Origin of the sequence: Anabaena sp. CCY 9402-a, assembly GCF_963920945.1 — a bacterium.
Classification (GTDB): Bacteria; Cyanobacteriota; Cyanobacteriia; order Cyanobacteriales; family Nostocaceae; genus Trichormus; species Trichormus minutissimus.
This window is the reverse complement of sequence record NZ_CAWUDL010000121.1, coordinates 1-10,775: the sequence shown is the minus strand read 5'-3', so window position 1 is coordinate 10,775 and position 10,775 is coordinate 1. Positions and strand designations below refer to the sequence as shown.

Here is a 10,775-nt window from a genome sequence, read left to right as displayed (position 1 = left end):
GTCATTTTGAAATCTCTCTTAATTTTTATTAGTAAATAAGATGCGTTTTCCCTAACCCCCGTAGTGAGTCACCATTATCGTCATTACATCCCCTAACAATAATATCAGGGCGGTTTCCAGCCATGATGATGCGATTCTCTGACCTATTGATACTCTCTACAAAAGGGGCATTAGCCAGGATGTTCACTAGGGGTTTCCAGTGAATCTGCTTTGCCTGTTTTAGAGTGGGCATCGTGATCAACACAACAGGAGGTGAGGCAGGGTCATACTCACCTTTAAATGTAAGCGAGCGCTCGATTGCCCTTGTCAGCATCAATCTACTCTTACCCCAGCGTCTACCACTAACCAACAACACATAGGGGTTAGGGTCGTTGAAGACAGTAGCTTGGGCTGGATGCAAATCCAGTCTAAAGCTCGTCATCTTCGTCTTCATCTTCCTCCTGCTGGGGTGGTGTAGTAGTACCGATAAAGACTTTAATATCTTGGGTATTATCCTCTGCCCCAAGTTCTTCTTTAATCAATTTGATAGCTGCAACGGAGGCTTGTTCATGCCCATTCTGCAATGCAGTATCAACAATCTTCTCAAGAACTTGGATGCGTAATACTTTATGTCCTAATTTAATTATTCCTACTTCCTTGGCAACTTTAATGCACAGGGAGTCATCAGCTTTAAACTTTTTAATAATAGGTATAGATTTTTCCAGTGCAGTAGTTAGCTGCTTGCGAGTCATTGTGATGCCAAACTGCACTTGTACTAAATCTGTTAGCTGAGCGCGGGTAATAGAAGGATTTAGCGTTCGATGAAGCGCTATAAAATCATACTCATGTAAAGTTAGAGGTCGATTTCTGTCCATAAAAATAAGGGTCGAAGTATACGGAGGTAAGAATCGACCCCTAACAGAATAGAAATTGACATTATATTGATTTTCTAATTACCTCAGCTAAGGCTGGAAGGGCATTAGCTAGTTGTTGTGATTGCCACTCCCATAACGGGAGGGAAGTGGAAGAGTGATTATATATGTGAGTGATGTATTCTTCATAGGTAGCGGAGGGAGTAAACTCCTGCACAATGCAACACATATAAAGTGGTGAGATAGTTTGCAGGGCTGTGTAGATATCCTCAGAAAGTAACTGACCCCACAAACTATTACTTGGATGTAACTCCCTTGGCGAGCGTACAAGTCTATCTAGAATTGGTAGATTGTCTAATGTGCCGTTGAAGTAATCTCGCAGGCACTCAGCTAAGTCTCGATAATTGATATAAGAGTTCTTCATCAGTGTCATGGCGGCTGGCATATAAATCTTGTTTTGATAAAAGGCTGGCGGAAATCATTCTGCGATTCTCAACAAGAAGCTTCTGTTCGAGATAGAAGTCATCATATGCAGGGCGATTGGTTGTCTGACCATCTCTGATAATGAGATGCTGGTGTTGCTCATACCACTGCTGTATCTCTTCTCTGTGTTTAGAGAAGGCTGGGCTTTTTAGATAATGTTGAATAGATGATGTTAGATAGTTATTTTTATGTTGGGTGTAGTTAAAGAACTTCTTAAACTTACGACCCAATGTCCGATCACTCACACCAACTTTCTTAGCCAGTTTATAGACAGGTGTACCATTTAAATGCTCTTTAAAAAGAACCTCTATCTGCTCGTAAGTTAGTCGAATCATATAGGGTTTAAATAAATGATCTATATCTATGCTACGAAGTTTTTAGTCTATGAACAAATTTGGCTTTGGCTTTGACTTTGGATAGGATACTTACAAGTAACCGATGTAATTAGATATGAAAAAGATTAGTTTAGATGCCCCGCCAGAGCTACTTAATGAATTGAACAGAGTAGCTGTTGAAAAAGGTGTAGACGTGGACAAGGTTATGCGTAGTGCTTTAAGAATTTATTTAGCTAACAGAGAGGTACATTATGTCTAAGATAGTAAGATTAACAATAGGACGGAAGGATTTTAAAACTCTGGAAGATATAGGGGATGCAGCAGGTTTTAATATTAGTGATTCTAATAGAGGAGCAAGTGCTGTACTGCGTTACGTACTAAGAACATATGGACCAGCTATCATAGATTCTCTAAACAACAGTAAAGTGGCTTTTGTCTTTGATGAACTAGACGAAGAAGATATATAAAGAAAAGCCCCTAGCTAGGGGCTTTCTTTTTATTCATTTATATTTATATAGTGAGTCTTACAGTACTCGTTCCTGGCAGCTATAGCATCTTCTAATGTAGAAAAGATTCCTAAATATATTCTGCGGACACACACTTGAAAATACTTACCACCTTTGAGTGCGGAAATATATTTACCATACTTTGGTTTAGGACGAGTGCGAGGTTTAGGGTTATTGAGTGTGGCAGTACCATAATCTGTATTCATCCTAGCAGGGTGATAGCCTTCATATTTAATAGCTTCTTTATCTCGTGCTATTGCAGCATCCCATTCAGAATCAAAGACACCAATATATATACATTTTTTATTTGGTTTTACATAGCAAGATTGCCAAGCTCCGCTATTCCAAGATACACCAATGAATTCACTCCTGGGATTATTCACAGGACGCTTCATAAGGGGCTTCAGTACAGGGGATACCTTATAATTAAAGTTAGTAGGTAGATTATTTTTACGAGCGTACTGATCATAATAAATAGCCGCTTCATGTTCTAACTCAAAGAAGCCTAAAGACTTATCATCTGCATGAGCTTCCCAATAATTAAATTCATAACACCAGCGAACACCTATAAAAACTTGATGTGACTTGGGTCTTCTCGGAGGCATAACAATATGGACATAACTTATATTATTAGACTAACTAAAAGAGAGTACCAAGTCCTAAACATGATTAGGAACGGAATATGTAGAGATGATGTGTGCAGGAAGTTATATATAAGCCGGCGCACACTAGAGAACCATATATCAAATGTTTACTATAAGTTAGAAGTTCCAAAAGGGGATGGACTGTATGCAATGGCTAAGTTTATAAATCTAGAGGAGGCAGGTTTAATAATAGTGGGTCGAAAACCAAAGTCAGAATATATCTGGTAGCTCTGGTTTATTGATCATATGGCCATAAGTCTCTAAAACCATCCTTGTGTCTCTGTGACCAGCTAGATAAGCTACCCCAGTAACAGGAGTGCCTTGCTCAATAGCATGGCTAATCATTGTATGTCTAGTTGTGTAGGGTTTCCTATAATCTACTCCTACACTAGTTAGCACCTTAACCCAATATCTTTCTCTGAAGTTACCATCATCTATTACCTTGCCTTTGACGGTTGTAAAAACCAGAGAGTCTCTTTCTTTTCTCGGTAAACTAAGCAGCAACTCACGTAACCCATCATTCATTTTTAGCTGGCGCTCGCTGCCAGTCTTTGTTTCTTTTCTCACTCTTCTATACCCATTACCTTCCCAGTCTCTTGACAGGCTTTCTTGTATGTTTATTAAGCCTCTGTCAAAATCTAAATGACTCCATCGCAGCCCAATAGCCTCTGATGTACGAACACCTGTTGCCAGCAAGAACTTGACAAATGCGCTGTAGTGTGGTGCTAATTCCTCAAAGCCTTGGATGATAAGTTTTATTTCTCTTGCTGTAAAAGGCTTAACTACCTTCTGCTTTACTTTATGCGTCTTAATGCTTTCATATGGGTTGCTACTAACTATTCCCTTTGTCATAGCCCACTTAAAACAAGCTTTCATGTAACCCAGGCGTTGGTTATGTGTTGAAGCGGCGAGCTTGGCTTGAGTTAGCCAGGTCGTATCAACCAAGTCTGGGTTTGCTTTAGCTATTTGATGTCTAATAGTTTTATAGTGATGCTCCCTGGTGGCTGTCGATAGATTTAAACTACTAACCCAGCAATCCCATAACTCTAGTAATGACTTAGGTGCTGATTGCTGGGGCAGGGACTTAGGAGTAATTCGATAACGGTTTAATGAAGGGTCAAAGTTCTTGGCTAGTATGTCGTTTTGTATCTGGGTTGCAATAGACTTAGCTGTGCTTATATCCCTTTTATTATTGTATTGACCCCCAGGTATCGGGTTGAAGCTATACCGCTTCCCAGCATAGGTAAATCTAAGCTGAATACTACCGTTATTATTTATTGGTTCTATTTGGTGCATTGTCCTATTCCTGACTTAGAAATAGGCTTAGGGCAGTGTAAAGCCGTGTGGCTCAGTGGTAGAGCACACCCTTGGTAAGGGTGAGGTCACGAGTTCAATCCTCGTCACGGGCTTTTTAAAAAATTAACCAACTTCTCTGAGAAGTTGGTTAATTTTTTATACACTCAGCACTTTTCATTGAGCTATTTTAGCTGGTTTGATATTTCTGGCTTTATAGAACGTTTCTAGGCTATCGCGATCGCCTACAAAACGCCAGTGCCAAGGTTCATAACTTACCCCTTGTTGATTATCTTGTCCAAAGGACAGTTCAAAGCCAAAGCGAGCAGCATTGGCTTTGAGCCATTGAAAAGCTCTGGTATTTTCAAAGGTAACTTGCAGATTTGTCGCTGGTGCTGCTCCGTCCCCAATATCCACAGCGTAACCAGTATGGTGTTCACTATGTCCTGGTGGCGCACTGAGAGCTGCTCTTTGCGCTGGGGTTTGATTGCGTTGTGCGCCAATAGTAAAAAATAACTGCTCCTGTTCTTTTACAGCACGAAAGCCAGAAATAGGGACTAAAATTACCCCTGCACTCCTGGCCGCTTGTACCATCGCCTGATATCTAGCGGCGGCGTTTTTCCGCATTCTGATTCGGCCATCGGCGGTAATTGGGACTAATTCTGACACTGGTGCTTCTGGATATGCCAAATGTCCCAATACACTATCAATATTATTGGGAGAGTTAGTAGGAGTTGGTATAGGAACAGAACTAACGGGTGAAGGCTGAGATTCGACAGTTTTCTTCGGTGTGGTGAGCGAAAACAAAAAGCCGCTAATTATAGCCAGCAGTACAAATATTGTTACTCCCCCCAGCAACAAAACTATGGGTTGCAACTTTGTCTTACGCGTGACATCAGGAGTATCGCGTAAAGCTGCTGGAATATCGTCAATAGGTTCACCTAATGAGTTTTTTGGTTTTCCAGAATATCCAGCTTTATTCAAAGGTCAACTCCTGTTTTTGTTCACAATTCATAACAGATTTTAAACTAAATAGAAATAAACTGATTGGGTAGCATTTTACATCTATATCCCCAGACACAACATTGATAAATCTCCTAGAACTATACGTCAAACTTGTGGGATTAGTCCTCATAGGATTTATGCTGGGACGGAAACTACCTAGTACAGTCCCGACTCGTTTAGCTCAATTCTTGTTTTGGGTGGGAGTACCTATCAGTATTGTTGCTTTCTTACGCCAAGCTGACTTATCAGGGCCGATTTGGATTGCTCCAGCGATCGCTTACCTTGCTATTCTACTAGGAGCATTTTTAGCATGGCTAGGCATAAAAGTACAAACTTACTTCAGCGAAACCATCCCCCAAAAGTCTACTCAAGGTAGTTTGTTGTTAGCAGCGATGATTGGTAACACCGGATATCTGGGTTTCCCCATCACCTTAGCAATGATCGGTCAAGAATACTTTGCTTGGGCGTTATTTTACGATTTACTAGGGTCTTTTCCTGGTGCGTATGGCTTGGGTGTAGCTTTAGGTGCGCGTTTTGGTGACAATGAACACAATCAAGGACACATTACTCAAGTAGCTAAAGCTATTTTGATTAACCCCGCCATCTGGAGTTTTGGCTTTGGCTTATTATTCCGTCAAATAGCAATTCCTGATGAGGTAGCATTCAGCTTAGATAAATTAGCTTGGACTACAGTAGCTTTATCTTTAGTATTAATTGGGATGCGGTTGGCAAAGCTTAACACTTGGGTCAACTTACCACAGGTAGGAATCAGCTTACTCATTAAAATGCTGCTCGTTCCCTTCATTTTGGGCTGTACTTTGCCCTTTTTGGGATTAACCGGGCCAGCCGCCAAGGTAATTATCCTACAAATGGCTATGCCTCCAGCCTTCGCTTCCCTGGTAATTGCCGAAACCTTTAATTTAGATCGTAATCTCGCAGTCACAACTTTAGCACTAGGATCTATTCTCTTACTATTCACCCTGCCAATGTGGTTGTGGTTATTCTAGCTAGAAATCTCCATGCCTCTGTGCCTCTGTGGTTAAAAAGCTCTGACACCACAAAGGCACAGAGAACACAGAGAGATTAATGCCCCCTCATCCCACCTTAGCCGCCATTTCCGCCGGACTTATCTGTTCATAATGTTCAAAAGGTTGACGAATCCAAGGATTATCGGGCAAATAATCAATGTAATAATTGGGTACAACGACAGAACAAGCTTTATACCAAATCACGGCGGTGCGAATCTCTTCAATTGGGGAGTCAATATTTTCATCCAGCCAAGGAATAGTTTCCTTAAGTGTGATGCCAGAATCTACTAAGTCATCAACAACCAAAATACGCGAGCCTAATGTTTCAGTGGTCATCGTTAAATGACGAGCAAAGCTTAGACTACTTCTTTCTTGTTTACCAGGGCCACTGTAAGATGATGTTGCTAAAATTGCCAAAGGCTGTTGGTATATACGGGAAAGAATATCACCAACTCGCAGTCCGCCTCTGGCTAGACAAACAATCTGATTAAATTCCCAACCGGAGTGATAAATCTGAGCCGCCAGTTGCTCAATTTTATAGTGATATTCTGACCAAGAAACGTAAAGGTCTGGCATAAGGTAAGTATTTTATAGGTGATGATACTAAAGACGATGCCTACGGCGAAGCGATCGCAAATTTCTTATTTTAGTATGAGCGCAAAACATTATGAACGATTCTGCGGCTGATGACTATCCCCAAAAGAATAAACTTAGTGAAAAACTAGATTTAAAAACCAAGCTGGCTTATGGTGCGGGAGATTTAGGCCCCGCAATTACCGCCAACATCTCCATATTTTTTCTCTTGATTTTCTTTACCAATGTAGCGGGGATTCCAGCAGGTTTAGCTGGTAGTGTCTTGTTGATTGGTAAAATCTGGGATGCAGTCAACGATCCTTTTGTGGGAGTGCTAACAGATAAGACCCAATCAAGGCGTTGGGGTCGTCGTTTACCTTGGATGTTTTATGGTGCAATTCCTTTCGGCATCTTCTTTTTCTTGCAGTGGATTGTACCGCAATTTAATAGCAACCAAAGTATTAATGTTTGGGCGTTATTTTGGTATTACGTAGGAATTGGGGTAGTTTCTCAAGTTTTTTATACTGTGGTGAATTTGCCTTACACCGCTCTCACCCCAGAACTCACCCAAGATTATGACGAACGTACCAGCCTGAATAGTTTTCGCTTTGCCTTTTCTATTGGTGGTAGTATTCTGTCATTGTTGTTAGCGCAGGTAGTGTTTTCCCAGATAGTCAATGAGCAACAACAATATATAGTTTTAGCAGCAATTTGTACTGTAATTTCCGTTATATCTTTATATTGGTGTATTTTTGGAGTGCGCGATCGCGTCTTAGCTTTTGAAGCTCAACGTATTCAAGTCGAAGAATCTGAATCTATACCCTTTTTTGCACAACTCAAAATTGTTTTCACTAACCGACCTTTTCTCTTCGTTATCGGTATCTATCTATTTTCTTGGCTAGGCGTACAAATCACCGCCAGTATTATTCCCTTCTTTGTCATCTACTGTATGTCCCTCAAAACCGCAGATGTCCCGACAGTCATGATTGCAGTTCAAGGAACAGCCCTATTAATGTTATTTGTCTGGGCGGCTGTGAGTAAAAGAGTTGGTAAAAAACTAGTTTATTTCCTCGGTATGAGTTTATGGATAATTGCCGCCGCCGGACTCTTTTTCTTACAACCTGGTCAAATAGTTCTGATGTATGTCATGGCTATCATGGCGGGTGTTGGCGTATCCACAGCTTACTTAGTTCCCTGGTCGATGATTCCCGATGTGATTGAATTAGATGAACTCCAAACTGGACAACGCCGGGAAGGGATTTTTTATGGCTTTATGGTGTTGTTGCAAAAATTTGGTTTAGCTTTTGGACTATTTTTAGTAGGTAATGCCTTGCAAGCATCCGGTTTTCAAGAAACTGTAGCCGGTCAAAGTCCACCACCCATACAGCCTGAATCAGCCTTACTAGCTATTCGCATTGCCGTTGGCCCTTTACCCACCATCTGTTTAATTTTGGGCTTAGTCTTAACCTATTTCTACCCCATCACCCGTGAGATGCACGCAGAGATTATGCTCAAACTCCAAGCACGCCAACAGCAGCGAGATAACCCATAGAAAAATTGCCGTAACAGTAGGGTAGGTTAAAGTGTAGCCTAACCCTAGTTCCGAATTTCGGGTAGATTCTAGCACTTACTCCACAATGTACTGAGCAAAGATATCTCGGTTGACCGTTGTATTTTCCTTTACAAAGTAAGAGTGGTGCGCACAGGATAACCTATAACCAAACCACTCTAATAGACAACCGATTGGGTAAAGTCCATACAAAGGAATATTTGCTTTTTTTCCAAAGCAAAATAACTTCTGAAAAACTTTAATTTATTTAGATAACCTAGTAAATGTATTGCCCCTAATCGCACTTGATAGTTTTACGCTTGTGTCCGCTTTATCTACTAGGAAGGTTAACAAGATGCAGATTTTTTCACCTTTGCAGCAATTTTGCAAATATCCGTTCAAGCAATTATTTGCTCAAACAGCAGCTTTAGGAATGAGCATTGGGGTTTTTCTTTCAAATACTCATGCTTATGCTGCTGAACAGGTTATTTTAAAATATGGCAATTTTCAAACTCCCATCTCTGTTCAAGAATTAAATCAATTTGCAGTTGCAGGTGAAACTACACCAGCCCTCTTAGCTTATTTCCAGGCATCTAAACAAGACCCAGATTTAGCTCGTAAAGCACTCCAAGACGGAATTAAAGCTAATCCTGCTCTTTTAAATAGTTTGCTTTCTAGTTGGACAGGCCCAATTTTGGTTTCTCAAATTGGGGAAGTACTTCATCCTCCCTCAAAACCACTAGACCAAAAAGCACTCCGAAGTGCTGTAACTGCATCTATTCAGCAAGATGGTGAAGTTACTCTACTTGGAGCTATTCGTAATTATCCAGAGGCTACTGTCGAAGTGCAAGGAGAAAAGATTATCCCTGTTTATCAACGACTTAACGACTTGGCGAAAATCTTCGGATTTACGGTTAAAAGTTAAGCAGAGACACAACCCAATACGATTTGCTTAAAAAGTTGAAGGGTATGGGGCGTAGTCCAAGACTGTTTTCCCCATACCCTACACTTTAAACCCTACAACCCTTTCATCTTTGTGGTAATTTTTAAACTTTTTACCATCCGATTTAGTGATGGTGATGATGATTAGTAGTTACCTGTGGATTTACAGTGACTGCCTGCTGATTTTGTAACTCAGCAATATGACTACTTGCCCATTGTGCAACCATTGCCAAAAACTCTGGATGGTCGTTAACACAAGACATTTGTACATAATCCACATCGGGATACTTTTTCTCTAAAGCATGAATGATGTGGTGTACATCCAATAAAGTTTCGTGGTTTTCTGTGGCAAAACCAATAGGCATAAAGATTATTGCTTTTGCACCCAATTGAATCAAGTTATTGGCTGCTTGTGTTGCATTTGGTTGTGTCCATTCAATTAATGGTGTGTCGTGATTCAGCCAACCTACCGAAATTAAAGGATAGCGATTGATTAACTCATCCCGCACCAAATCATACAATGCTTGACTTTCGGTAATACCGGAGGTGAATCCTTTGGCTTTATGAGGACACCCATGATTCATCAATACAATACCGATTTGAGAAGGTAAATAGGTTGCTGCTAAATCAGCGTTAATTTTCTCTTCAACCAGATGCGCCATCAAATGAATATATTTCGGCTCATTATAAAAAGACGGAATATAACGCAGTCCTTTGACCCAATGGTTGTCACCATCAGTCATACCAGCTAGAGCTTTATTAACTTGCTCGATCGCAATTCCACTAGTGAAGATAGAATCAACCACCAGTAGCGGGTAAATTAGGATTTTATCGAAACCTTGGTCTTTAATTTCTGCGAGAACTTGTTGTGGTAAAAACGGAGCGCAAAAATTAAAAGCTTTGAAAACTTGGATGCTATTACCCCATTGAGCTTGTAATTCTTGTTCAAGACCAGCGCGTTGCTTTTCAAAGATGGCATTGTGGGGAGAGATAAAATCGTGGTGTTGGTGTCCCCACTCGTGGCGGTCAAATAATGCCAATAATTTTGCTAAAGGTGGATAAATCCAGGTTGGTACAGGTGCAAATTTTGCTGTAAGTAGATTTAAAGCTTGTTCGTTGTAGTTGGCGAAATCTTCGTAGCTTTCGACTTCACCATACCCCATCAGCAACACTGCTACTCGGTCGTGAGTTGATAAATGTTCCTGGGTGTTTTGTAATTTTTCCGGCGTGGCAACCACAATGAGTTCCTCAATATAAACCAGAATTCAGAGCCAAATCAGCAGCTATGACAAAGCTGGAGTTCACTCTAATTAATAAACTATTATCCCATCCAGGGGGATGGGATAACCACAAAATTGATAATAATACATCAAAAGACATACTAGTGTTATTACTTGATACCGAGTGTTAAAGAGGGTTAAAGAATGGACACTGGGGAGAAGGTGACAGATGATAGGTGACAGGTGGCAGGTGACAGGTGACAGGTGGCAGGTGACAGGTGACAGGTGACATGACAGGTGACAGGTGACATGACAGGTGACAGGTGACATGACAGGTGACAGGTGA

Annotated in this window: 14 protein-coding genes and 1 tRNA gene; 6 read left to right on the top strand and 9 right to left on the bottom strand. The window is 40.8% G+C overall.

Going from position 1 to position 10,775, the window contains the following annotated elements; all coding sequences use genetic code 11:
• Nucleotides 1-28: 28 nt before the first annotated feature.
• The 4 genes from ACM0OR_RS26620 to ACM0OR_RS26605 all read right to left on the bottom strand — a co-directional run bounded on the left by ACM0OR_RS26620 (nt 29) and on the right by ACM0OR_RS26605 (nt 1,669).
• Entirely contained in the window at nt 29-421 is a 393-nt protein-coding gene (locus ACM0OR_RS26620) for a hypothetical protein (RefSeq protein WP_414579433.1), read from the bottom strand.
• Nucleotides 408-854 (bottom strand): hypothetical protein, encoded by a 447-nt coding sequence (locus ACM0OR_RS26615; protein WP_414579432.1) that lies wholly within the window; start codon nt 852-854, stop codon nt 408-410. The genes ACM0OR_RS26620 and ACM0OR_RS26615 overlap by 14 nt, the downstream gene beginning before the upstream one ends.
• Before the next feature lie 61 nt (nt 855-915).
• Nucleotides 916-1,275, bottom strand: a complete 360-nt coding sequence (locus tag ACM0OR_RS26610) for a hypothetical protein (protein ID WP_414579431.1) — start codon at nt 1,273-1,275, stop codon at nt 916-918.
• Nucleotides 1,238-1,669, bottom strand: coding sequence for a hypothetical protein (locus ACM0OR_RS26605; protein WP_414579430.1), 432 nt, complete (start codon nt 1,667-1,669; stop codon nt 1,238-1,240). Before ACM0OR_RS26605 ends, ACM0OR_RS26610 begins: the two co-directional genes overlap by 38 nt.
• 251 nt (nt 1,670-1,920) lie before the next feature.
• Between ACM0OR_RS26605 and ACM0OR_RS26600 the strand changes: the two genes are divergently transcribed.
• Nucleotides 1,921-2,136 (top strand): hypothetical protein, encoded by a 216-nt coding sequence (locus ACM0OR_RS26600; protein ID WP_414579429.1) that lies wholly within the window; start codon nt 1,921-1,923, stop codon nt 2,134-2,136.
• Between the two features lie 29 nt (nt 2,137-2,165).
• Here the strand turns inward: ACM0OR_RS26600 and ACM0OR_RS26595 are convergent, their stop codons facing one another.
• Nucleotides 2,166-2,780: a hypothetical protein gene (locus ACM0OR_RS26595; protein ID WP_414579428.1), complete on the bottom strand. Its 615-nt coding sequence runs from the start codon at nt 2,778-2,780 to the stop codon at nt 2,166-2,168.
• Between the two features lie 6 nt (nt 2,781-2,786).
• Between ACM0OR_RS26595 and ACM0OR_RS26590 the strand changes: the two genes are divergently transcribed.
• Nucleotides 2,787-3,047 carry a helix-turn-helix transcriptional regulator gene (locus ACM0OR_RS26590; RefSeq protein WP_414579427.1) on the top strand — a complete coding sequence of 87 codons (261 nt, stop codon included), beginning with the start codon at nt 2,787-2,789 and terminating at the stop codon, nt 3,045-3,047.
• Here ACM0OR_RS26590 and ACM0OR_RS26585 read toward each other — a convergent pair.
• A complete protein-coding gene (locus ACM0OR_RS26585) occupies nt 3,030-4,115 on the bottom strand; it encodes a tyrosine-type recombinase/integrase (protein WP_414579426.1) in 1,086 nt (361 codons plus the stop codon). The genes ACM0OR_RS26590 and ACM0OR_RS26585 overlap by 18 nt on opposite strands.
• A 41-nt stretch (nt 4,116-4,156) precedes the next feature.
• Between ACM0OR_RS26585 and ACM0OR_RS26580 the strand changes: the two genes are divergently transcribed.
• Nucleotides 4,157-4,229: transfer RNA gene (locus ACM0OR_RS26580), tRNA-Thr, on the top strand.
• A 60-nt stretch (nt 4,230-4,289) separates the two neighbouring features.
• Here ACM0OR_RS26580 and ACM0OR_RS26575 read toward each other — a convergent pair.
• Nucleotides 4,290-5,096: a D-alanyl-D-alanine carboxypeptidase family protein gene (locus tag ACM0OR_RS26575; protein WP_414579425.1), complete on the bottom strand. Its 807-nt coding sequence runs from the start codon at nt 5,094-5,096 to the stop codon at nt 4,290-4,292.
• Between the two features lie 101 nt (nt 5,097-5,197).
• Here ACM0OR_RS26575 and ACM0OR_RS26570 point away from each other — a divergent pair, with 101 nt between their 5' ends.
• Nucleotides 5,198-6,124, top strand: a complete 927-nt coding sequence (locus tag ACM0OR_RS26570; RefSeq protein ID WP_414579424.1) for an AEC family transporter — start codon at nt 5,198-5,200, stop codon at nt 6,122-6,124.
• Nucleotides 6,125-6,211: 87 nt separating this feature from the next.
• Here the strand turns inward: ACM0OR_RS26570 and ACM0OR_RS26565 are convergent, their stop codons facing one another.
• Nucleotides 6,212-6,721, bottom strand: coding sequence for a phosphoribosyltransferase (locus ACM0OR_RS26565; protein WP_414579423.1), 510 nt, complete (start codon nt 6,719-6,721; stop codon nt 6,212-6,214).
• Between the two features lie 91 nt (nt 6,722-6,812).
• On the opposite strand from ACM0OR_RS26565, the gene ACM0OR_RS26560 reads away from it, so the two are divergent.
• Together ACM0OR_RS26560 and ACM0OR_RS26555 are read left to right on the top strand one after the other, a co-directional pair.
• Nucleotides 6,813-8,270: an MFS transporter gene (locus tag ACM0OR_RS26560; RefSeq protein WP_414579422.1), complete on the top strand. Its 1,458-nt coding sequence runs from the start codon at nt 6,813-6,815 to the stop codon at nt 8,268-8,270.
• A gap of 352 nt (nt 8,271-8,622) precedes the next feature.
• Nucleotides 8,623-9,192, top strand: coding sequence for an alpha/beta hydrolase (locus tag ACM0OR_RS26555; protein ID WP_414579421.1), 570 nt, complete (start codon nt 8,623-8,625; stop codon nt 9,190-9,192).
• 142 nt (nt 9,193-9,334) lie between these two features.
• Here ACM0OR_RS26555 and ACM0OR_RS26550 read toward each other — a convergent pair whose 3' ends face one another.
• Nucleotides 9,335-10,447: a ferrochelatase gene (locus ACM0OR_RS26550; protein WP_414579420.1), complete on the bottom strand. Its 1,113-nt coding sequence runs from the start codon at nt 10,445-10,447 to the stop codon at nt 9,335-9,337.
• Nucleotides 10,448-10,775 lie beyond the last annotated feature (328 nt).